We start from the raw sequence: 21,180 nt of genomic DNA, 5'->3' as shown, positions 1-21,180 counted from the left end.
ATACAGGCCATCGTTTGTGCATCGCTGCTATCAGCGTACCGCTAGATCCATGGTTCGATCGGGTTTCCCTGCCAGCGGGTGTTGGCGGGGACGCGGTCGCCGCGCATGACCAGGGAACCTGGTCCGATGGTGGCGGAGGCGTCGATAAGCGCTGCGGGCAGGGCCACTGAGTGGTCCGCCAGGGTGGCGCCCTCGGCCACGGTGACAGTATCCAGGCTCATGACGCGGTCCTGGAAGAGGTGGGTCTGCACAACGGTGCCAGGGCCCACGGTGGCACCCTTGCCGATATGACAGAGGTCGGTTTCGGGGAACCAGTAGCTTTCAATCCAGGCGCCTTTGCCGATGTGGGCACCCAGGGCCTTGAGTCCGAGGTTGAGTGAGTTGGTGCCGAGGTTAGGCACCAGGAACCAGGGGCCGGCGACGGTTTCCACGAAGGCATCCTGGAGTTCATTGAGCCACACAAACCAACTGAACAGCGGGTGATCAGCGGGCTTGTGTCTGCCCACGCAGATCCACTTCACCGCAACAGTTAGCGCCATGGCCAACACGCCGATGGACATGAGGACCAGGCCGCCGAGCAGCCAGGCGATCCACAGGTTGTAGGTCATGGTCAGCCACTGGAGAATTACAAGAGTCAGTGCTGCCAGCACACCAGAGGACATCGGGGCCAGCAGACGAGCGGTTTCTACCAGGCCACGGGCAGCTTTCACACCCAGGCCCGGGTTATAGGTTTTCGCCCCACCCTCATCAACCTCGACGGTGACACGACGCATGCGCTCCGGCGGGGAACCCCACCAGTTGGAGTTGGCTTTGGCCTTCTTCGGAGTGGAGGAGAGCACGGCAACCAAGGAGTTCTTAGCCAGTTTGCGCTCTGGCCCCGCGATACCGGAGTTGCCCAGGAAGGAGCGTTTACCAATGCGGGTTTCGCCGGTGAGCAGCCAACCATTGCCCAGCTCATAGCCACCGATCATGGTGTCATCGGCAAGAAAAGCACCCTCGCGGATTTCAGCCAGCTTGGGCACCATCACGGCGGTGGAAATCTCCACATCTTTGCCGATCTTGGCACCCAGACTGCGGAACCACATCGGTGTCAGCTGCGCTGCATACAGTGGGAAGAGGTAGGTGCGGGCATCATCCATGAGCCGTTCAATGGCCCAGACCTGCCACCCCAGACGGGAACGGACCGGGGTGATCCCGCCTTTCACACCGATGCTGAGCAGACGTACCAGCACCCAGATGAACACCGTGTAGGTGGCAAAAGCGGCCAGCGCACCAACCGCGGCGAATACCAGCACCCCCCAGACCAAGGACAGGGAGCTTATTTGTGCCAACCACAAGGTCACCGCTGCCCCTACTCCCAGTGCTGCGAGAGGTAGGAGGGACAGCACGATGGAAGTGGCGCCGAAAACCGGCACCCAGCTGGAACGACGTGGTGGGTGTTCCTGTGGGAAGCGGTGCTTGGCACGGCCCACCTTCTGCGCCGGGGAACCGGACCAGCGGGAGCCGGGCTTGATGTCCTTGTCACCGGTGACGGTGGAACCAGGCAACAGGTGCGCGCCTTCACCGATCACCGTGCCGGGGAGCAGGGTGGAGCGGGAACCGATACGGGCATTCTTGCCGATCACCACGGTACCCAGGTGCAGAATATCGCCATCCAGCCAGTATCCGCGCAGGTCAACCTCCTGCTCGATAGACACATTGTCACCCAGGGTCAGCATGCCGGTGATCGGTGGCAGGGAGTGTAGATCCACCCCGCGGCCCACACTAACCCCTAAGGATCGGGCGAAGTAGTTCACCCAGGTGGCACCGGAGATATTGCGGGAGCCGGAGGCGTCCGCCAGACGTTCCGCAGCCCAGATGCGCAGGTGGACGGAACCACCGCGGGGATAATCACCAGGTTGGATACCGCGTGTGATCAGGCGTGCACCCCAACCACCGATGGGGAGGCGACCAATCGGAGTGGCGAAGATGAGGACCATCGCGATGACAATCCACCAGGAGAGGGGACGGGCCCATTCAAAGTCCATGGTGGCCAGGATGTTGTTTCCCAGGGCCAACCATGCGATCCACTGTGCTGCCTGCAGCGTCATGATCGGAATCTGGATCAGCGTCTGCACCAGGCGGGTGCCGGCAGCAACCGGTTTAACTTCACGGTGAATGGTGGGGGCTGATTCCTGCAGGGAGACACCGGAATCAGCGGCGACGTTCTCCACACGCTCAGCGAGTTTCTCCAGGCGGGGATGATCATAGAGATCACGTACCGCAACGGTGGGAACCTTCTCACGGAGACGCCCCACCAGGGTGGCTGCTGCCAGGGAGGTGCCACCCAGGGAGAAGAAGTCAGCATCCTTGCCGGATACGGAGGTGCCCAGGACATCCACCCAGAGTTCCGCGATCCAGGCTTCCGTCTCACTTAAGCCTGCGGTGTCTACGGTGGTGCCAGGAAGGGGCCAGGGCAGGGATTTCTTATCCACCTTGCCGGAGGTGGTGACAGGAAGTTCCTCCATCACATGGATGCGGGGAACAAGTGCTGCAGGCATGGTCTCTGCAAGACGCTGAGCTGCCACCCTCTGATCAAAACCGCTTTGTTCATCTTCAAGAGACACATAGGCCACCAAGACCTTTTCATCAGCACCGGTGCTCTGGACAACCACAGCGGAGGAACGCACATTGGGTAGTGCTGCCACATTGGCATCCACCTCACCCAGTTCAATGCGGCGTCCACCGATTTTCACCTGGTCATCCACACGACCGATGAAGTAGAGGCCATCTTCTTCCAGTCGGACATGGTCGCCGGAACGGTAGGCGCGGTGCCATCCCACGCTCTTCAAAGGTGCGTATTTCTCGCGGTCCTTCTCCACGTCGAGGTAACGGGCAAGACCGACACCGCCGATGACCAGTTCGCCGACCTCACCGATCTGGACGGGTTGGCCCTCAGCGTCCACCACAACCAGATCCCAGCCGGCAAGGGGGAGACCGATGCCCACGGGCTTTCCGGGGTAGAGCTGGGTACCACAGGCAACCACCGTTGCTTCAGTGGGGCCGTAGGTGTTCCAGACTTCACGGTCATCTGTGGATAAGCGTTCAACGAGTTCCTGGGAGCAGGCCTCACCACCGACGATCAACAGACGCACATGGGCCAGGGCTTCCGCCGGCCACAGGCCCGCGAGGGTGGGCACGGTGGACACCACGGTGATATCACGGCGAATCAACCAGGGGCCAAGATCCATGCCGGAGCGCACCAGGGAGCGAGGGGCAGGAACCAGGCAGGCGCCATGTCCCCACGCCAGCCACATCTCCTCACAGGAGGCATCGAAGGCAACTGACAGTCCCGCCAGGACACGATCTTCCGGGCCGAGTGGGCCTTGTGGGTGATCCACCAGGAACATCTGGGCTTCCGCATCCACAAAGGCTGCGGCAGAACGGTGGGAAACGGCAACGCCCTTGGGCTTGCCGGTGGAACCGGAGGTGAAGATGATCCAGGCCGTGTCATCCAGACGGGGACGGCGGGTATCTCCGCCCGGGGTGGGCTTGATCATGTGGAAGCCGGTGGCATCAAAAAGGGCATTGATGTGGGCTTCGCCAAACACCATCTCCGCGCGTTCCTCAGGATCATCAGCATCCACCGGAACATAGGCAGCACCAGCAGCAAGGGTCGCCAGAATGGAGATGTAGAGATCACGGGTGCCGGATGGCATGCGGATGCCCACGCGGTCACCACGACGCACGCCCTGGGCATGCATGTCAGCGGCAAGGTCGGTGACCTCCTGCATCAGCTCTGCATAGGTGAGGACCTGGCCATCATCAATGGCTGCGGCCTCAGGGTAGGTGGATGAGATATCCACCAGGATGTCCCAGAGGGTGCGTTTAGGAGGTGCATCTGAGGCCCTCAGGTAGTGGGAGGGAACCTTGCTCAAAGACACGTTGCTATTTAGTCCTCTTCAGTGGAGATGATTGCTGCTGCGAGTTTTCTCAGGTGCTTCAACTGCTTGGAGGTTGATTCATCCAGTGAGATATCCTCAGCTGCACTCACAACCTGATTGAGCTCGGCCTGCGCCGCGCGGCCTTTCTTGGTGGAGGCCACGATCTGTCGACGACGATCCTTAGGGTCACGCTCGCGTTTTGCCCAGCCGTGTTTTTCCAGTGCATCGACGAGTCTGACCATATCGGAAGCATCGATAGCCAGCATCTCGCAGAGTGCAGACTGGCTGGAGGCATCGGCGTTGACCAGGCAGGTCAGTGTCCAGTACTCACGCATGGTGGTTTCGTGCTTGGCCAGCTGGGCTTCCACCACATCGCGGGTACGGCGGCGAAGCCTTTCAAGCTGGTAGCTGGGGGATTCAAGCAGCTCTTTGGGGATATCTGGATGGGATGGCATAAATTAACGATAACTCCAAAACATGGAACACGCTAATCATGGGGAGTGACCCATCATCGCTTGAGTGAACTGATGGTAATGACCTGGACAAACATCCCAAAGTGAGGGGAGACAGGAAAAAACCTGATGGGATAACGATGTAGTCCGTTTTCCCATCAGGTGTGATATGCAGATTTTTTAGCCGGTGGTGTGTGGCAGACCAGCTGCAACCCAACCATCGGTGCCACCGGCAACGTTGATGGCATCGATGCCACGCTGCTCCAGGTATTCCCCAACCTGGGCAGAACGACCACCCAGCTTGCAGATCACGTAGATATCGCGGTCCTGGTCCAGCTCGCCGACACGGGAGGTGAACTCACTCATCGGAATATTCACAGCGCCATCGGCACGAACTTCAGCGAACTCATCGGTCTCACGGACATCGATCAGCTGAGCGCCGGCTGGAACCTCGTTGACGTTTACTTCCTTCATGCTGTGCTCCTTAAAATAGGTCAGTTTTCTTCGTCCACACTAACCGCTTCCACGGTTCCAGACAGAGTGTGACCCTTAAGAACAAGGTAAGCGCCATGTACGCTGTGCCAGGTAACTGATCTTCACAACCTGGGAGCGAGTTCTTCATGAACACCACATGGCTGGTTCTGGCCATCATCCTCGGCATCATCGCTGTCGTCTTCTTTGTCATGTCGGCAAAGAAGAAGAACGATGAACAGCCACCACGACCCCGCGAAGACCCACTGAAATTCAGCGACGGCTCAGCCGACTTCGGCCCCGACATCCTCGGACCCGGCGCCATCGTCGGATATGGCGGCATTGATTATGTGTGCCGTGGTGCCATCACCATGCGTCAGGGTGCTTACACCTGGCATGAGTACCTCCTGGAAGGTGGCCGGGGTGGCGAGTACCTGAGCGTGGAATATGACGAAGGCCAGCTCAACCTCGGTTGGTGGGTGTCCCGCCCGGACCTGGATGTGCAACCTGCACAGGAGGTCACGGTTGAGGGCGTGCGCTACCGCAAGGTGGAAAGTGGTGTGGGTCAGTTCTATTCTGAGGGCACCACGGGTGTTCCGGAGTCCGGACGTTTTGAGTACTGGGACATGGCTGAGGCCGGTGGCAATGGGCTGCTGGGATTTGAGACCTTCGGCGAGGATGGTTCCTCGGAGGTGTCACTGGGCTGGAAGGTGCTGCCCGGTGAACTGACCGTTTACCCGGCACCGAAGAACTGATGCTGCAGCTTTCCTGTACCCCCACTGATGTTCGCGCCGGGGATCTGGGCGTGCGCTGGAATGCGCCGATGCCGGAGATCCTGGCCGAGACGCTTGTCGAGGACCCCGCCACGCAGTCGTCATTGCACCTGGTGGTGATCGGAGGTTCGCACGTGGTCACCGTTGATGCCCCCTCAGGAAGCTTCCGGGAGGAAGTCTCCTGCAACGGCTCCGCTGGGGGACAGTGGCCGCTGCCGGAGAGCGTCGATAAGCAGAGCTATCATCTGGACACCCGCACGCGTGTGCTCAGCGCAGAGGACTTCGCTACCGAGGCGGCTGCCATTGCGACGGGCGGTGAGGAGTGGTTGATTGCCAACTTCCCCGGGGTGGGGGAGTACCACCTGACTGCATTGCGCGGCCGGTGTGAGCAGGGTGTGTGGCAGTGGTGGACACACCACCTGTATCCGGATGAGAACACCATTGTCAGTACGAGGAGTGAATATCACCCATGAATGCACAATCAGCCCGGACACTGGGTTTAGTCTTCCTGTTCCTCTCTGTGCTCTGTCTGCTCCTGGCGCTGTTTTCCAAACCGCCGGTGGAATCACAGATCGCAGAGACCTGGTCGGGTAGCAGCGGTAGCCACAGCTGTGCCGGTGAGACCGGCGTGGCTGATCGGATCGAGGCGATGGACCGTCCGAGTGAGCGTGCCACCGATCCAGCCACCGGCGACACCTACCTGCGGTACCCCAAGAAACTGGTGATCGTCTCCGATGAGGGCACGTCTAATTGCAAGATCACCGTGGAGGGCCTCGAGCGGGTCAACAACGGCACCTTCATCTGGCTCGGCACCGGTTTCGGGCCATCCTCACCAAGTAGCTCCAGCGGCGGATCCTCAGGATCCGGCGGCGGCGTCAAATAATAATCAAGGAGTAGAAACATGAGCGAGTACCTCATCAACGGTGTCGTGGGCACCCTCGCATACTTCGGCCTTGCCGCGGTCATCCTCGTGGTCGGCTTTATCATCCTGGACCTGATTACCCCGGGTAAACTGCATGAACTGGTCTTCGTGCACCACCTGCCCAATGCTGCCGTGATCACCGCAGCCCAGCAGGTGTCCATCGGGATCATCGTGGTCACCGCCGTGCTGAACTCTTCAGACAACCTGGGGCAGGGCCTGATTGAGACCGCTGTCTTCGGTGTGCTCGGACTGGTGATCCAGGTGATTGTCATGGCACTGCTGGAAGCCTTCATCCCCGGCCGTTTCCGTGATCTGGTGGAGGATCCGAAGCTGCGCTCCGGTGCCGTGGTGGCATCCGTGGTCCTCGTGGTGGTGGGAGCAGTCAACGCTGCATGTCTGATCTAGTTCAGTCTGATGCTGCCCGACCAGGAGAACAGCCTGCGGAATTAAGTCGGGTGTGGCGCTGGCTCCTGCTGCTCTCTGTCGCGATCTGTGCGGCTTCAGGGCTGGTCTATGAGCTGGCGCTGGTCTCATTATCCACCAGCCTCAATGGTGGCGGCATCGTGGAGACCTCTCTGATCGTCGCAGGTTATGTGGCTGCCCTGGGTGTGGGTGCGATCATGGTCAAACCGTTTCTGCGATGGCCGGCCCAGACCTTCCTGGCAGTGGAGACACTGCTGGGCCTGGTGGGTGGTTTCTCCGCCCTGGCACTGTATATGACCTTTGCCATCCTGGGGCAGAACCTCTGGATGCTGGTCTTGGCAACCGCATTGATCGGCATCCTGGTGGGCGCGGAATTACCGCTGCTGATGACCATGATCCAGCGCGGCAGGCTGGCCGATGCCCGCACCACCGGCTCCCTGGTGGCAACACTTAATGCCGCTGATTACCTGGGTGCGTTGATCGGTGGCCTGTCCTGGCCATTTATCCTGCTGCCCTGGTTGGGCATGATGCGGGGTGCCGCAGCCGCCGGCATGATCAACCTGCTGGCAGCATTGTTTGTGGGCTGTGTGTTGCTGCGGCACCTGCTGCCGAAGGTCCACTTTGTCAGTGCAGTGGTGGGGCTTCTACTGGCGATCGCGCTGCTGGGCACCATCTTGGTGCGGGCTGATGGGATTGTTGCCACCGCCCGCCAACAGCTCTACAGGGATCCCGTGATCTTTGCGCAGCAGTCTGACTACCAGGACATCGTGGTCACTGAACGGGGCGCAGACCGTCGGTTATACCTTAATGGTGGACTGCAGTACTCCACCCGCGATGAACACCGCTACACCGAATCCCTGGTGTACCCAGCGCTGTCCCCCACAGCTGAATCCGTGCTCATCATCGGTGGTGGTGATGGCCTGGCGGCACGTGAATTACTGCGTTTCCCGGACATGGAGATCACCCAGGTGGAACTGGACCCGGCTGTGATCGAGGTGGCCAACACCGTGCTGCGCCCCGATAACGGGGGCTCCATGGAAGACTCCAGGGTCAATGTCATTGCCGATGATGCCTTCACCTGGTTACGTGCCGGGGGTGATGAGGGACAGCGTTATGACACCATCCTGGTTGACCTGCCCGATCCCAACAATGACACCATGGCCAGGCTTTATTCCCAGGAATTTTACACCCTGGCCCTGGCACGCCTGAATGAGGGCGGCCGCATGGTCGTGCAATCCTCCAGCGCGTACACCACACCTGATGTGTTCTGGCGTAATGGTGCCACCCTGTCCGCCGCCGGATGTGGTGAGGTGATTCCCTATCACGTGCACGTCCCCACCTTCGGCGACTGGGGTTTCCAGCTGTGTGGCCCCGAAGGTATGGAACTAGGACTGCGCCCGGACACACCAGAATTAAAATTCCTCAACGATGAGGTGCTCACCGCTGCCGGGGTCTTCGGTGCGGATAACCAGCCCCGTGAACTGGAACCCTCCACCCTGGACCACCCACGCGTGGTGGAAGACCTACGCCGCGGTTACCGGCAGGCGGGGGAGTAGCCCCTATGAATGACAAAACCCGCGTCCCCTTTTAATAAACAAGGGAACGCGGGTCTCACTGGCTTAAAGGCAATTAAGCCTTGAAACGCGCGATGGAGTCAGCGAAGATCTTCTCAGCCTCAGCCTTGTCACCCCAGCCAGCACCCTCAACGTGCTTGCCCTTCTCCAGGTCCTTGTAGTGGACGAAGAAGTGCTCGATCTCGTCCTTGAGGAAGTCAGAAACATCCGAGATGTCCTGAAGGTGGTCGAAACGTGGGTCATCCAGAACTGCGAGCAGCTTGTCATCGCCACCGGCCTCATCGGTCATCTTGAAGACACCGAGGATACGGGACTTGACGATCACGTTCGGGAAGACAGACTCAGGCAGAATCACCAGGGCGTCCATCGGGTCACCGTCTTCACCGAGGGTGTCATCAATGTAGCCGTAGTCCAGTGGGTAGGCCATCGGGGTGAACAGGTAGCGATCGAGGTAGACCTTGCCGGTCTCGTGATCGATCTCGTACTTGTTACGTGAACCCTTAGGGATTTCAACGGTTACTTCGATGCTCATTGAATGTCCTTATCTTCTCGGTCGCTGATCAATGGGGGATGATCAGGAAAATGTTCGTGCTCGTTGACAGATTCTAGCGTGTCGCAGGATTAGAGCAGGATTGGCACTCAATATAAGGTTGCATACTTGAGAGAACACCCTGAGAAGAACCAACTGTCCGCGACAAAGGAGCACCCCATGAAAAAAGACTGGTGGATTGCCTCATCGGTGGGTGCACTCGCGGTGGTCGTCGGAGTGGCAGGCGCTGGAGTCTACGTCAATGAGCAGGTCAACGGCCTGAACCGCCCGCCCGCCTACACCGTTGCAGCCCCTGAACCGATCCTTGAACCAGCCCGCGCAGAAGCAGCTCCGGACTTCACTGGACTTTCCAGCCAGCTGCGTGAGGCTGCATCTGATCCCCGTCTGGGAAGATTCTCCGGACAGATCCGGGATACTTCCACCGGTGAGATCATCTGGTCACAGAACCCCGATCGCGCAGTGCGTCCAGCTTCTGCCACCAAGATCCTCACCGCCGCAGCAGCACTCTATGATCTGGGCTGGGATGACACCATCACCACCGACATCGTCTCCGCTGAAGTACCAGGAACCGTGGTGATCAAAGCCGCCGGCGATGTCACCTTAAGCCAAGAACAAATCGACGAACTAGCCACCCAACTCGACGGGCAAGAGGTGGATACCGTCCTGGTGGACACCTCCATCTGGAGTGACAAGACCTTCGCGCCGGGCTGGGAACGCATTGATATTGATGCCGGTTACGTTGCTCCCATTGAACCTGTGATGATCGAGGGGGGCCGCATCGGTGGCAGCCACGGTGACCTGCCCCGCACCCACACCCCGGCCCTGGATGTTGCCAAGTCACTTGCAGAACGTATCGGGGCAACAACGACCGGTGAGGGCACTGCACCGCAGGAAGCCCTGGTGTTGGCGACCACGGAGTCGGATAGCCTGGAGAAACGACTGCGACGCATGATGGAGGAATCCGACAATGTCATGGCGGAAGCCATTGGCCGTGAGATTGCCCAGAAGCATGGTGTGGATACCGATGCCGCAAGTTCTGCCCAGCTGACCATGGACATCCTGAGAGAACACGGTTTTGATCTGGATGGGGTGAGCATCGTGGATAACTCAGGTTTAAGCTTTGACAACCTCATCACCCCGAAACTGCTGGATGACATCCTCCATGCCGCAGCCACGGAGGAGCAGCTGCGCCCACTGCTGAACACCCTGCCGATCGCCGGTGGTAACGGCACCCTGGTGGACCGTTATGGACAATTGGGCGGGGCAGGTTGGGTACGCGCCAAGACCGGTACCCTCACGGAAACCTCTGCCTTGGCGGGAACCGTCACCTCAGAGAGTAACCGCGTATTCACCTTCGCCTTTGTCTCCAATGAGTCCAATATCCTGGATGCGCGCGTGGCGATGGATGAGATGGCCACTGTCCTGCGGGAGTTTTAACATGCCATCCACCATCGGCCAGGTGGCGTTGCCGAAGATCTCCCCACATTTCCTGGCACTGCGCGTAGCCATCCGCCCGCATCTGCAGGATCATGTGCACATCGGGCTTTCAGGTGGTCCCGATTCCCTGGCGTTGGTGGCTGCAGCACGGGCAGAAGGCGCGGAGGTCATCGCGATCTGCATCAACCACAACCTGCAGGCAGGATCAGCTGAGGTGTCTGAGCATGCCGCCCGCCAGGCTGAACTCATGGGCGCTGAGGCCATGATCCGCAGCATCCAGGTGCCTCCGGGCAGCATAGAAGCGGCAGCCCGCGAGGCACGCTATGCCGAATTCGCACGCATCACCTCCACCGTCTGGACCGGCCACACCATGGATGATCAAGCGGAAACTTTTCTCCTCGCCGGCCTCCGGGGAAATCCCGCCGGGATGAAGCCTGCTTCACGACGCCCAGACCTGAGCATCGTGCGCCCCCTGCTGCGGGCGCGGCGGGCCAACACCCACGGCGCCTGCGCTGAATTACAACTTTCCCCCTGGTCTGATCCGCAGAATTTCGACCAGGCTTTCCGGCGGGTGGCCATCCGTGAGCGTGTCATTCCACTCTTAGAGGATGTCCATGGGGGCGATCCCGTGCCCGGACTGGCACTGGCAGCCAGCAGGGCTGCAATGAATGAAGAGGTGCTGGATGAGGTCGTCGATAAGCAACGTCGGCAGTGGGCTGACGGGTTCCCCGTGGCGCTGGCCAGCGAACCCTATGCACTGCGTCGCCACATGTTGGCTGATTTCCTGCGTGGCCACGGGGTTCGTGTGAACTCGAAAAAGCTGGAGGCCATCGACCGCTTGCTCACCCACTGGCATGGTCAGGGGGGCGTTGCGGTGGGCAAAACTGCCACCGGAAGGTTGGAAGTGGTGCGTGTAAGTGGCAAGCTTAGGGTCACCGGTTGAGAATACTCGAACAAAGAAGGTGCACACTAAATATGGGCAGCAATGTGGAGATGGCAGACCAGAAGGACTTCAACGTCCCAAACCACCCATACGGGGATGATATTGAATCCGTCCTCATCAGTGAAGAGAAACTCAAAGAGCGCATCGGTGAGATGGCCAAACGAGTCTCTGAGCACTACAAGGACTCTGAGGAAGACATCATCCTGGTGTGCGTGCTCAAGGGTGCGTTCTACTTCCTCTCAGACTTCTCCCGCATGCTTGAGATCCCATCCCAGGCTGAGTTCATGGCGGTGTCCTCTTATGGAAACTCCACCTCATCCTCAGGCGTGGTGCGCATTCTCAAGGACCTGGACAAAGAGATTGAGGGCCGTGATGTCCTGATCGTGGAAGATATAATAGATTCCGGCCTGACCCTGTCCTGGCTCATGCGCAACCTGAAAAACCGCAACCCGAAGTCCCTCAACGTGATCACCCTCCTGCGCAAGCCGGAGCGTCTGACCGCGACCATCGACATGTTCGACATCGGCTTCGACATCCCCAACGAATTTGTTGTGGGCTACGGTCTGGACTTCGCCGAGCGTTACCGCGACCTGCCTTATGTGGGCACCCTCGAACCACGCGTGTATTCGGACTAGACAACACCGCACCAGGGTGTGCGAATAGTCATCGTGGGAACGATTCTCCCCGGATAATCGTTGATACATCATTGACCTGCGTAGAGTTTCAGAATGTAGCTTTATGCTGTTTCACGTTGAGCTTGACCCCAGCTTCACCCCATAGACCCGAGAAAGGCACGGGCTGATATTCTCCACCGCTCAGGGTGGGGAGGTTGGCCATTGCGCATGAAGAACAAGAAATACCTGCAGTATGGCGGCATCGCAGCCGTAGTCCTTGTCGCTTTGTTCCTGATCTCACTTTTCACCAGTGATACCAGGAACTTCCAGGAAGTGGACACCTCCATTGCCATGGCGCAGCTGGAGGACGGCAACGTTGCCGAAGCACAGATCGACGACCGCGAACAGCGGGTTCGGCTGACCCTGCGTGAACCTATCGACGTTGAGGAACGCGAAGGTGTCGAGGAGATCATCTCCCAGTACCCGGCGCGTACCGCCCCGGTGATCTTTGAAAAGGTCGAGGCTTCCGGTGTGGATTCCTACACCACCAACGTCACCCAGGATAACTTCCTGGTGTCCATGCTCAGCTTCATCCTGCCGATGCTGCTGCTGTTCGGTCTGCTCATGTTCTTCCTCTCCCGTGCCCAGGGTGGTGGCATGTTCGGCATGGGTGGTTCCAAGGCCAAGCAGCTGACCAAGGACACCCCGACCAACACCTTCGCCGATGTTGCCGGTGCCGATGAAGCCGTGGATGAACTCCATGAAATCAAGGACTTCCTGGAGGATCCGACCCGCTACCAGGAACTGGGCGCCAAGATTCCACGTGGTGTGCTGCTCTATGGCCCCCCTGGAACCGGTAAGACCCTGCTGGCTCGTGCTGTTGCCGGTGAGGCTGGCGTGCCTTTCTATTCGATCTCCGGTTCAGACTTCGTGGAGATGTTCGTGGGCGTGGGTGCCTCCCGTGTTCGTGACCTGTTCAAGCAGGCCAAGGAAAACAGTCCCTGCATCATCTTCATCGATGAGATCGACGCGGTGGGACGTTCCCGTGGCTCCGGCATGGGTGGCGGGCACGATGAACGTGAACAGACCCTGAACCAGTTGCTGGTGGAGATGGATGGCTTCGGCGACCGCGGAAGCGTCATCCTCATGGCAGCCACCAACCGTCCCGATGTCCTGGATGCGGCACTGCTGCGCCCGGGCCGTTTTGACCGTCAGATCCCGGTGACCAACCCGGATCTCAAGGGCCGTGAGATGATCCTGGAGATCCACGCCAAGGGCAAGCCCTTCGCCCCGGATGCCGACATTAAGGCGCTGGCCAAGCGCACCGCCGGCATGTCCGGTGCAGACCTGGGCAACGTGCTCAACGAAGCAGCCCTGCTGACCGCCCGCATCGGAGGCAATGTCATCACCGCCGACGCTCTGGAAGAGGCAACCGACCGAGTCATCGGTGGACCACGACGCTCTTCCAAGATCATCTCCGAACAGGAGAAGAAGGTCACCGCTTATCACGAAGGTGGACACACCCTGTCCGCGTGGGCACTGGCTGACATCGAGCGCGTGTACAAGGTGACCATCCTCGCCCGTGGGCGCACCGGTGGTCACGCCATGACCGCCCAGGAAGATGACAAGGGTATGTACAGCCGCAACGAGCTGTTCGCACGCCTGGTCTTTGCGATGGGCGGACGCTCCGCGGAGGAACTCGTCTTCGGTGCGCCGACCACTGGCGCATCTGCCGATATTGAGATGGCCACCAAGATTGCCCGCGCCATGGTTGTGGAATACGGCATGAGCCCGGCGGTGGGCATGGTCAAATACGGTGAGGAACAGGGCGACCCCTTCTCCGGGCGTGGTGGCGGGGGAACGCTGACCCACTCCCAGGAAGTCGCAGCACTGATCGACACCGAAGTCACCTACCTGCTCAACAAGGCACACGAGGTGTCCTACCAGATCTTGAGCGAATACCGCGATCACCTGGACATCCTCGCCGAGAAACTCCTGGAGAAGGAAACCCTTCGACGCCCAGATCTGGAGGTGCTGTTCAGCGACATCGTGCCACGCAGCATCGACGAGGTCTTTCCCGATGAGGGCTCCCGCTTCCCACAGCAGATCGACCGTAAACCGGTGAAGACCCCGGTGGAACTGGCCATCGAACGTGGCGAAGAACCACCGAAGCGTTTCTCCATCGTGGAAGCCTCCAAGGCGGCACGCGAGCGTCGCCGCAAGGAACTGGCAGCACAGGGGGGACAGCCCCCTGCTTCCGGTTCCACCACTGCTGGCACGGATGTTCCAGGAACCGCCACCCCAGGTGACCCAGGACAGGCTCCACGCAGCTATGGCACCCCGCCGCCAGCTGATTGGACCGTGCCGGGATCCGCTGCAGGATCTGGTTCTGAGGCAGGCTCCACTGAGTCCACTCAGTCCCCTCAGTCCCCTGGAACTCCTGCACCATCAGCTTATGGTTCCGGTGCTTCACGCCCGAACCCCTACGCCGACAAGTCCTCCAATCAGTCGGCTGAGCACCCAGGCATGAAGGCCTATGGCTTTGGTGATTCTGAACTGATGGACCAGACAACAGGCGATGAACACACCCCCGGTAAGGTCTCCGGTGGAAACCAGGGAACAACCCCTGGTGATGCACCCACTCAGATTATCGGTTTCCGTCTTCCTGACCACGAGCGCCCAGAACACCCGGAAGCACCTGCGGATAAGGAAGAACAGCGACCGGGACTGATGGAGGACGCTGCTGAACCTCACTCAGATAGCGACCAGAATGAGGGCCCAGCAGATGGTGATCCGGCAGGAACCGAGTCAGAAGGAGACAATCGTGTCTAAGAACGTCGAGGCGATTCAGGCATTTGATCAGGAGCGCGCTGAAGCAGCCGTTCGTGAATTGCTCATTGCTGTTGGTGAGGACCCAGACCGTGAAGGTCTGCTGGAAACCCCCGCCCGGGTTGCCCGTTCCTACCGTGAGATCTTCGCAGGTCTGCACGCCGACCCCACCGAGGTGCTGGAGAAGACCTTCTCTGAAGATCACCAGGAACTTGTGCTGGTCCGTGAGATCCCGATCTACTCTACCTGTGAGCACCACCTGGTGCCTTTCTTCGGTGTCGCCCACATCGGCTACATCCCGGGTGAGTCCGGCAAGGTCACCGGTCTGTCTAAACTGGCACGCCTGGCAGACATGTATGCCAAGCGCCCGCAGGTGCAGGAACGCCTGACCTCCCAGATCGCGGATGCGCTTGTCGACAAGCTTGATGCGCAGGCGGTGGCCGTGGTGATCGAAGCTGAGCACCTGTGCATGGGTATGCGTGGAATCCGCAAGCCCGGTGCGGTGACCACTACCTCTGCGGTGCGTGGTGGCTTCAAGAACAGTGCGGCCTCCCGTGCAGAGGTGTTCGCCCTGATTCGGGGTAACTAGATGAATGTGGACACCCTGACCATCCCGGGTCGTTGCCTGGTGATGGGAATTGTCAACGTCACGGAGGATTCCTTCTCTGATGGTGGCAGGTACGTGGAGCTTGACCGTGCGATCGAGCACGCCCGACAGCTGGTCGCTGAGGGGGCTGACATGATCGACGTGGGTGGTGAATCCACCCGCCCCGGTGCGGTACGCGTGGATCCTGATACCGAACGTGAACGTGTGGTTCCTGTGATCAGGGCGCTGCATGAGGAAGGCATCCACACCTCGGTGGATACGATGCGCGCCTCCGTGGCAGCGGCTTCTGCGGCTGCAGGTGTGTCCATGATCAATGATGTCTCTGGTGGTCTGGCTGATCCGGAGATGTTCTCAGTGATGGCGGACGCTGCGATCCCCGTATGTCTCATGCACTGGAAGACCGTGCAGTTCGGCGATGCCGCCGGGCATGCTGATCACGGGGGCAATGTGGTCAGCGATGTCCACAATACCCTTGATGAACTGGTTACCCGCGCCTTGGCAGCAGGTGTGGCCAAGGATCAGATCGTGCTGGATCCAGGCCTTGGTTTCGCCAAGTCCCGTGAGGATAACTGGGCACTGCTCAACGCCCTGCCCGAATTCATCGGCGGGGAATTCCCCATCCTGGTCGGCGCTTCCCGCAAGCGCTTTCTGGCAGGGGTGCGCCGTGAGCGTGGCCTGGAGGTCACACCTATCGACGCCGATCCCGCCACCGCAGCCGTCACAGCAGTCTCAGCACATATGGGTGCCTGGGGGGTTCGTGTCCACAATGTTCCCGTCTCCCGCGACGCCGTGGACGTTGCCGCCCACTGGTGCAGTGCAGGAACCTATGGAGAGGTACAACATGGCTGATCGTATTGAACTCACCGGCCTGGAATGCTTTGGGCACCATGGTGTCTTCGACTTTGAAAAAGAACAGGGACAGCCCTTCATCGTGGATGTCACCTGCTGGATGAACTTCGCCGCCGCCGGTGCCAGTGATGATCTCTCCGACACCGTCGACTACGGCGCACTGGCCGAGCTGGTGGCCGGTATCGTCGAAGGTCCGGCACGTGATCTGATTGAAACCGTGGCCACCGAAGCCGCGGAAAAGATCATGGAGATCTTCGGGGCCTTGCACGCCGTTGAGGTGACCATCCATAAGCCGAAGGCACCGATTCCACGTACCTTCGGTGATGTGGCCGTGGTGGCCCGTCGATCCCGCAAAACCCACGGAAGGAGTGCTGGATAGCTATGCACGCAGTACTGTCAATCGGCTCCAACATGGATGACCGCTACGCCCTGCTGCAGGGAGTCCTTGAGGAATTCAAGGATGAAACCGTGGCAGTGTCCTCGATCTACGCCACCCCTCCCTGGGGTGTGGAGGACCAGGATGAGTTCCTCAACGCCATCCTGGTGGTGGATGTGGACTGCACCCCGCTGGAGCTGCTGCAGCGGGGCCAGAAGCTGGAAAATGATGCTGAGCGTGTCCGCACCCGCAAGTGGGGACCACGCACCCTGGACGTGGACGTGGTCCAGATCCGCAATGGTGCTGAGGAACTGCTCTCTGAGGACCCGGTTCTCACCCTCCCCCACCCCTGGGCATGGCAGCGCGCCTTCGTGCTCATCCCATGGCTGGAGGTCGAACCCGAGGCAGTCCTGCACGGCACCGCCGTGGCTTCCCTCGTGGAGAATCTCGATCCCACAGACGTTGAAGGCGTGACCAAGGTCAGGAAGTTTTAAAACCCATGCAGAGAACCTCCACGGCGATGCTGATCGGGGTCGGTGGCTTCCTCGCCGCTGTCTCCGCAATTCTCACGTGGCGTTTCTATGGCTCCATGACCACCATCCCGGTGACCATCTCCATCAGCCTGTGGGTGATGACCGTGATCTGCCTGTTTGCAGCCTTCAAAATCAAAGGCAGGGTTGAAGAAGGCATGATCGGTCAGGACAGCAGCCAGATGAACCCGGTGACGGTTGCCCAACTGATGGTGCTCGGGCAGGCCTGTGCCTGGGCCGGTGCCATCATGGGCGGTATCTATGTAGGTGTGTCCAGCTACATCATCCCGCGGGTGGGGGATCTGATAGCCGCTTCTGAGGACCTGCCGGGCGCTCTGGCCTCTGCGCTGGGAGGAATCGCGCTGGCTGCCGCAGGCCTGTATCTTGAACGCAGCTGCGAGGTACCACCTAAGCAATCCGGAGAAACGATCAGCTAGATTGGAATCCATGAGTCACCAAACATCGAGCGAGGACCACCAGCAGGGGACAACTGCCGACCGTGGACCAATTTTGCTTGCTGTACTCATCGGCCTGGCAGTGATATCCACGGTGATCATGCTGCTGGTGGACAGCGATGGAGCCCAGAGAATCGCACTGTTGGCTGCACTGTGGGCAGCCATCATCGGATTCTTCCTGCTCTACCGCGACCGCAAAAAGATTGAGGCAGCCCGCCAGGAACTGGCCGCCAACCAGATCCTGCACCAGGCCGAGCTGGAAAAAGCTGAAGCTGACCAGAGTGCTGAGAAGTTCCGCCTGGAACGACAACACCAGGAAGAGCTCCGCCTGAAGGAAAACGAGATCCTTAAGGAGATCCGCCAGCAGCTTGAGGAGATGCGTGTGCAGCTCTCCGAACTCTCCGGCCGCGAGTGGGTCTACGAACCAGCCGTGGTGCAGGCTGAAGCCCGCCGCATCATCGAGTTGGAAACCCAGCAGAAGCAACTGGAAGCCACTGAAGAGGACAACACCCCGGAACCGGTGGCACCGGAACATGTGGAAACCGTCCCCACCCCGGAATGGACTGAGAAGGCCGATGCCCCTCAGGACGTGGTGGATGTTGTCGTTGAGCAGCCTGTTGCTGAAACTCCGGAGACAATGGACGTCGTCTTTGGGGATGACGTTGTGCCTTCAGATCTCACTGACTCCGAGAGCCCTGCAGAACCAGTGGAAGAATCAGAGTCCCAGGACGAAGCAGAGGAAGAGCCACAGGAAGAAGCTCCCCGCTCCCGCCGTTCCCGCCATGCCAGCCCGGAGGTCGGTGGCGGCCGCCGTCGCCGTGATGAACACAGTGGCGGTGTCAGCGTGGCCGATCTGCTGGCGGCGGCACGCAAGAAGGAACAGTAGTAGTGCGAGCACCACGCCTGAATATCGGTGTGCTGGCAGATGGTGAGAACCGGGTTGATCTCTACCGGGAACTGTCTGCAGCAGAACACACCGTGGACACCGTCATGACTCCGGAGAACATCCGGGACTTTGAACTGATCATCATTGCGGTGGAGGATGACCGTCTCGAGGAGACCGTCGAGCACCTGGCCACCTTCGCCCGGCGCGGACAGATGTTCTTGCACACTTCACTCATGCATGGCATCCAGGTCATGGATCCCCTGGAAACTGAAGGTGCCATCGTCATGGCAGCGCATCCACTCGGTGATGACCGCTGGGTGGTGGCCTCCACGGATGAGCTGGGGGAGACCATCGTCGGTCTGCTGGTCGGTGAGCTGGGTGGATCGATCATCCAGATTGATGACAGCCAGCGCAAACAGCTTTCTGCAGCGGTCACCTACGCCGGATACCTCCGCATCCTGACCCGGGACGCGGTGCGTTTCCTGGACACCTTTGTCCATGATGTTGAAGCTGCTGAGCATATCGTGCGGGGTGCTGCCGACAGGTTTATCTCAGAGCCTAAACTGGGCAGTCTGATGATGCAGCATGCATCCATCGAAGATCCGGGCAGACAACGTCTGTTCAGGGACCTTGCGCGCCGTGCAGCGGAAATCTCCCGGGCACAGGATATCGAGTTGTGGGCAATCCAGAAAGAGGACCGATAAGAGTGAGCTTTGAACACGGCCAGGGACGTATTTTTGATCAGATCGACAAGATCCGGATGTTTGGTCGCGCACTGCGCAAGACCGGCAAACCGGTGGTCCTGGTTCCACTCGGTGAAGGGCTGCACGCAGGCCATATCTCACTGATCCGCGCTGCTAAGCGTATCCCGGGTGCAGTGGTCGTGGTGGCCTATGCCGGCCCGGAGGCTGATCATGAGCGTTTGCGCGAGGAACGCATTGATGCTCTATTCCCCTACACACAAGACATGCTCTGGCCACATGGTGTGCGCACACAGGTGGTCGGTGGGCACTTCGGCATTGCAGACGGTCTGGGTGAGTCAGTGACCCGCGTGCTGGGCCTGATCGGTGTCACCGGTGCCTCTGATGTGGTGCTGGGGGAGAAGGACTATGAGCAGGTGGTGGCCGTGCAGCGTGCGATCAATGACCTGCACATCCCGGTGAAGCTGCACAGCGTACCAACTGTCCGCATGCCTGATGGCCTGGCGATTTCCCTGCGCAACACCCGCATTGCGGAAGCAGACCGGGATCAGGCAACAGCCATCGCCGCCGCCCTGACCGCCGGTGCACATTCCGCTGAACACGGCGCGGACACGGTGCTTGAAACCACCCGTGGTGTGCTGGAGGCAGCCGGCATGACCCCGGACTATCTTGAGCTGCGTGGCCTGGACCTGGGACCGGCCCCTGAGCTTGGCGACGCCCGCCTCTTCGTCGCCGTCACCTTAGGTGATGTCCAACTCACCGACAACGTCGGCCTGCCCCTGGGAATCGGCTTCAAGAATATTGAAGGCACACCAGAGTAACTCAGGCTGCAATTTACGCTTCAGGCACCGGGATCGGCTAACCTTATGAGCTGTGACTAACTCCAATTCCACTTCCAAGAACAATTCCGCCGATTTGCCTGAGCAGCTGCGCATTCGTCGCGAAAAGCGCGAGCGCATCCTGGACAGTGGAAAGGACGCCTACCCGGTCGAGGTTGACCGCACCATCTCGATCACCGAACTGCGTGAAAAGTTCGTCGTCGGTGAGGGGTCTGAAGAAGGCGTAACCTACCTGGAACCAGGTGCAGAGACCTCCGTTGAGGTTGCCATCGCCGGCCGCGTGATGTTCATCCGCAACACCGGAAAGCTGTGCTTCGCCTCCCTTCAGGAAGGCAATGGCACTGCCGTTCAGGCCATGCTCTCCCTGGCTGTTGTCGGCGAGGACTCCCTGGCCGCATGGAAGGCCGATGTGGACATGGGCGATATCGTCTCTGTCCGGGGCCGCGTGATTGCCTCCAAGCGTGGCGAGCTCTCCGTCATGGCCGAATCCTGGCACATGGCCTCCAAATCCCTGCGTCCACTGCCGGTGGCCTTCGCTGATATGAGCGAGGACACTCGTGTCCGCCACCGCTACACCGACCTCATCATGCGCGAACAGGCCCGCAACAACGCCCTGACCCGCGTGAAGGTCATGCGTGCCCTGCGTAAGTACCTGGAGAACCAGGACTTCCTCGAGGTGGAAACCCCGATGCTGCAGACCCTCCACGGTGGTGCTGCGGCCCGTCCCTTCGTGACCAACTCCAACGCCTTCGACCTGGACCTCTACCTGCGTATCGCACCGGAGCTCTTCCTCAAGCGTTGTGTCGTCGGTGGCATGGAGCGCGTCTTCGAGGTCAACCGTAACTTCCGCAATGAGGGCAGCGACTCCACCCACTCACCAGAGTTCGCCATGCTGGAGACCTACCAGGCATGGGGCACCTACGAGACCGGTGCTGCCCTGATCCAGGGACTCGTGCAGTTCGTGGCACAGGAAGTATTCGGCACCACCCTGGTGACACTTGCCGACGGTACCGAGTATGACCTCGG

The 21,180-nt window shown here is 59.9% G+C and carries 22 protein-coding genes; 18 read left to right on the top strand and 4 right to left on the bottom strand.

Features of this window, described 5'->3' with window-relative positions; all coding sequences use genetic code 11:
- Nucleotides 1–41: 41 nt before the first annotated feature.
- The 3 genes from Q0M74_RS02880 to Q0M74_RS02870 form a co-directional block, all read right to left on the bottom strand.
- A complete protein-coding gene (locus Q0M74_RS02880) occupies nucleotides 42–3,923 on the bottom strand; it encodes a Pls/PosA family non-ribosomal peptide synthetase (protein ID WP_293951544.1) in 3,882 nt (1,293 codons plus the stop codon).
- Between the two features lie 8 nt (nucleotides 3,924–3,931).
- Nucleotides 3,932–4,378, bottom strand: coding sequence for a MarR family winged helix-turn-helix transcriptional regulator (locus Q0M74_RS02875; protein ID WP_293951543.1), 447 nt, complete (start codon nucleotides 4,376–4,378; stop codon nucleotides 3,932–3,934).
- A gap of 177 nt (nucleotides 4,379–4,555) precedes the next feature.
- Nucleotides 4,556–4,849, bottom strand: a complete 294-nt coding sequence (locus Q0M74_RS02870; RefSeq protein WP_293951542.1) for a rhodanese-like domain-containing protein — start codon at nucleotides 4,847–4,849, stop codon at nucleotides 4,556–4,558.
- Nucleotides 4,850–4,995: 146 nt separating this feature from the next.
- On the opposite strand from Q0M74_RS02870, the gene Q0M74_RS02865 reads away from it, so the two are divergent.
- The 5 genes from Q0M74_RS02865 to Q0M74_RS02845 are packed head-to-tail and all read left to right on the top strand — an operon-like array spanning nucleotide 4,996 to nucleotide 8,520.
- Nucleotides 4,996–5,601, top strand: a complete 606-nt coding sequence (locus Q0M74_RS02865) for a DUF4178 domain-containing protein (RefSeq protein ID WP_293951541.1) — start codon at nucleotides 4,996–4,998, stop codon at nucleotides 5,599–5,601.
- A complete protein-coding gene (locus tag Q0M74_RS02860; protein ID WP_293951540.1) occupies nucleotides 5,601–6,092 on the top strand; it encodes a DUF2617 family protein in 492 nt (163 codons plus the stop codon). The genes Q0M74_RS02865 and Q0M74_RS02860 overlap by 1 nt, the downstream gene beginning before the upstream one ends.
- Complete coding sequence (locus Q0M74_RS02855) at nucleotides 6,089–6,502, top strand: DUF4247 domain-containing protein (protein ID WP_293951539.1); 414 nt, start codon at nucleotides 6,089–6,091, stop codon at nucleotides 6,500–6,502. Before Q0M74_RS02860 ends, Q0M74_RS02855 begins: the two co-directional genes overlap by 4 nt.
- 18 nt (nucleotides 6,503–6,520) lie before the next feature.
- Complete coding sequence (locus tag Q0M74_RS02850) at nucleotides 6,521–6,946, top strand: DUF350 domain-containing protein (RefSeq protein WP_293951538.1); 426 nt, start codon at nucleotides 6,521–6,523, stop codon at nucleotides 6,944–6,946.
- Nucleotides 6,934–8,520, top strand: coding sequence for a polyamine aminopropyltransferase (locus Q0M74_RS02845; protein WP_293951537.1), 1,587 nt, complete (start codon nucleotides 6,934–6,936; stop codon nucleotides 8,518–8,520). The genes Q0M74_RS02850 and Q0M74_RS02845 overlap by 13 nt, the downstream gene beginning before the upstream one ends.
- Nucleotides 8,521–8,593: 73 nt before the next feature.
- On the opposite strand, the gene Q0M74_RS02840 is transcribed toward Q0M74_RS02845, so the two are convergent.
- Complete coding sequence (locus Q0M74_RS02840) at nucleotides 8,594–9,070, bottom strand: inorganic diphosphatase (RefSeq protein ID WP_293951536.1); 477 nt, start codon at nucleotides 9,068–9,070, stop codon at nucleotides 8,594–8,596.
- A 177-nt stretch (nucleotides 9,071–9,247) separates the two neighbouring features.
- On the opposite strand from Q0M74_RS02840, the gene dacB reads away from it, so the two are divergent.
- From dacB to Q0M74_RS02775, 13 genes are all read left to right on the top strand, one after another.
- Complete coding sequence (gene dacB, locus Q0M74_RS02835; RefSeq protein ID WP_293951535.1) at nucleotides 9,248–10,525, top strand: D-alanyl-D-alanine carboxypeptidase/D-alanyl-D-alanine-endopeptidase; 1,278 nt, start codon at nucleotides 9,248–9,250, stop codon at nucleotides 10,523–10,525.
- Between the two features lies 1 nt (nucleotide 10,526).
- Nucleotides 10,527–11,468: a tRNA lysidine(34) synthetase TilS gene (gene tilS, locus Q0M74_RS02830; RefSeq protein WP_293951534.1), complete on the top strand. Its 942-nt coding sequence runs from the start codon at nucleotides 10,527–10,529 to the stop codon at nucleotides 11,466–11,468.
- A gap of 50 nt (nucleotides 11,469–11,518) precedes the next feature.
- Entirely contained in the window at nucleotides 11,519–12,103 is a 585-nt protein-coding gene (gene hpt, locus Q0M74_RS02825; RefSeq protein WP_293951554.1) for a hypoxanthine phosphoribosyltransferase, read from the top strand.
- 207 nt (nucleotides 12,104–12,310) lie between these two features.
- Nucleotides 12,311–14,914: an ATP-dependent zinc metalloprotease FtsH gene (gene ftsH / locus Q0M74_RS02820; protein ID WP_293951533.1), complete on the top strand. Its 2,604-nt coding sequence runs from the start codon at nucleotides 12,311–12,313 to the stop codon at nucleotides 14,912–14,914.
- Nucleotides 14,907–15,500 (top strand): GTP cyclohydrolase I FolE, encoded by a 594-nt coding sequence (gene folE / locus Q0M74_RS02815; RefSeq protein ID WP_293951532.1) that lies wholly within the window; start codon nucleotides 14,907–14,909, stop codon nucleotides 15,498–15,500. The genes ftsH and folE overlap by 8 nt, the downstream gene beginning before the upstream one ends.
- A complete protein-coding gene (folP, locus tag Q0M74_RS02810) occupies nucleotides 15,501–16,367 on the top strand; it encodes a dihydropteroate synthase (RefSeq protein ID WP_293951531.1) in 867 nt (288 codons plus the stop codon). It abuts the gene before it with no gap.
- Complete coding sequence (gene folB / locus Q0M74_RS02805) at nucleotides 16,360–16,746, top strand: dihydroneopterin aldolase (protein ID WP_293951530.1); 387 nt, start codon at nucleotides 16,360–16,362, stop codon at nucleotides 16,744–16,746. The genes folP and folB overlap by 8 nt, the downstream gene beginning before the upstream one ends.
- 2 nt (nucleotides 16,747–16,748) lie before the next feature.
- Nucleotides 16,749–17,237 (top strand): 2-amino-4-hydroxy-6-hydroxymethyldihydropteridine diphosphokinase, encoded by a 489-nt coding sequence (gene folK / locus Q0M74_RS02800; RefSeq protein WP_293951529.1) that lies wholly within the window; start codon nucleotides 16,749–16,751, stop codon nucleotides 17,235–17,237.
- Nucleotides 17,238–17,242: 5 nt separating this feature from the next.
- Complete coding sequence (locus Q0M74_RS02795) at nucleotides 17,243–17,710, top strand: DUF3180 domain-containing protein (RefSeq protein ID WP_293951528.1); 468 nt, start codon at nucleotides 17,243–17,245, stop codon at nucleotides 17,708–17,710.
- 10 nt (nucleotides 17,711–17,720) lie between these two features.
- Nucleotides 17,721–18,614: a DUF6779 domain-containing protein gene (locus tag Q0M74_RS02790; protein ID WP_293951527.1), complete on the top strand. Its 894-nt coding sequence runs from the start codon at nucleotides 17,721–17,723 to the stop codon at nucleotides 18,612–18,614.
- A 2-nt stretch (nucleotides 18,615–18,616) separates the two neighbouring features.
- Entirely contained in the window at nucleotides 18,617–19,318 is a 702-nt protein-coding gene (locus tag Q0M74_RS02785; RefSeq protein ID WP_293951526.1) for a hypothetical protein, read from the top strand.
- A 2-nt stretch (nucleotides 19,319–19,320) separates the two neighbouring features.
- On the top strand, nucleotides 19,321–20,136 hold the full coding sequence (locus Q0M74_RS02780) for a pantoate--beta-alanine ligase (protein WP_293951525.1): 816 nt from the start codon (nucleotides 19,321–19,323) through the stop codon (nucleotides 20,134–20,136).
- 52 nt (nucleotides 20,137–20,188) lie between these two features.
- Nucleotides 20,189–21,180: amino acid--tRNA ligase-related protein (locus Q0M74_RS02775; protein WP_293951524.1), on the top strand; the 992-nt coding region annotated here is incomplete at its 3' end.

Source organism: uncultured Corynebacterium sp. (assembly GCF_945649885.1).
Taxonomy (GTDB): domain Bacteria; phylum Actinomycetota; class Actinomycetes; order Mycobacteriales; family Mycobacteriaceae; genus Corynebacterium.
Note: the sequence above shows the minus strand (reverse complement) of the source record. Positions and strands in the feature narration are given on the sequence as shown.

What these genes read in the sequence shown, in the direction of transcription:
- hpt (WP_293951554.1), top strand. Translation starts at nt 11,519, where the DNA reads ATGGCAGACCAGAAGGACTTCAACGTCCCAAACCACCCATACGGGGAT.
- Q0M74_RS02840 (WP_293951536.1), bottom strand. Translation starts at nt 9,070, where the DNA reads ATGAGCATCGAAGTAACCGTTGAAATCCCTAAGGGTTCACGTAACAAG.
- folK (WP_293951529.1), top strand. Translation starts at nt 16,749, where the DNA reads ATGCACGCAGTACTGTCAATCGGCTCCAACATGGATGACCGCTACGCC.
- Q0M74_RS02845 (WP_293951537.1), top strand. Translation starts at nt 6,934, where the DNA reads ATGTCTGATCTAGTTCAGTCTGATGCTGCCCGACCAGGAGAACAGCCT.
- folB (WP_293951530.1), top strand. Translation starts at nt 16,360, where the DNA reads ATGGCTGATCGTATTGAACTCACCGGCCTGGAATGCTTTGGGCACCAT.
- tilS (WP_293951534.1), top strand. Translation starts at nt 10,527, where the DNA reads ATGCCATCCACCATCGGCCAGGTGGCGTTGCCGAAGATCTCCCCACAT.
- Q0M74_RS02865 (WP_293951541.1), top strand. Translation starts at nt 4,996, where the DNA reads ATGAACACCACATGGCTGGTTCTGGCCATCATCCTCGGCATCATCGCT.
- Q0M74_RS02795 (WP_293951528.1), top strand. Translation starts at nt 17,243, where the DNA reads ATGCAGAGAACCTCCACGGCGATGCTGATCGGGGTCGGTGGCTTCCTC.
- Q0M74_RS02860 (WP_293951540.1), top strand. Translation starts at nt 5,601, where the DNA reads ATGCTGCAGCTTTCCTGTACCCCCACTGATGTTCGCGCCGGGGATCTG.
- Q0M74_RS02855 (WP_293951539.1), top strand. Translation starts at nt 6,089, where the DNA reads ATGAATGCACAATCAGCCCGGACACTGGGTTTAGTCTTCCTGTTCCTC.
- Q0M74_RS02875 (WP_293951543.1), bottom strand. Translation starts at nt 4,378, where the DNA reads ATGCCATCCCATCCAGATATCCCCAAAGAGCTGCTTGAATCCCCCAGC.
- Q0M74_RS02850 (WP_293951538.1), top strand. Translation starts at nt 6,521, where the DNA reads ATGAGCGAGTACCTCATCAACGGTGTCGTGGGCACCCTCGCATACTTC.
- ftsH (WP_293951533.1), top strand. Translation starts at nt 12,311, where the DNA reads ATGAAGAACAAGAAATACCTGCAGTATGGCGGCATCGCAGCCGTAGTC.
- dacB (WP_293951535.1), top strand. Translation starts at nt 9,248, where the DNA reads ATGAAAAAAGACTGGTGGATTGCCTCATCGGTGGGTGCACTCGCGGTG.
- Q0M74_RS02870 (WP_293951542.1), bottom strand. Translation starts at nt 4,849, where the DNA reads ATGAAGGAAGTAAACGTCAACGAGGTTCCAGCCGGCGCTCAGCTGATC.
- folP (WP_293951531.1), top strand. Translation starts at nt 15,501, where the DNA reads ATGAATGTGGACACCCTGACCATCCCGGGTCGTTGCCTGGTGATGGGA.
- Q0M74_RS02790 (WP_293951527.1), top strand. Translation starts at nt 17,721, where the DNA reads ATGAGTCACCAAACATCGAGCGAGGACCACCAGCAGGGGACAACTGCC.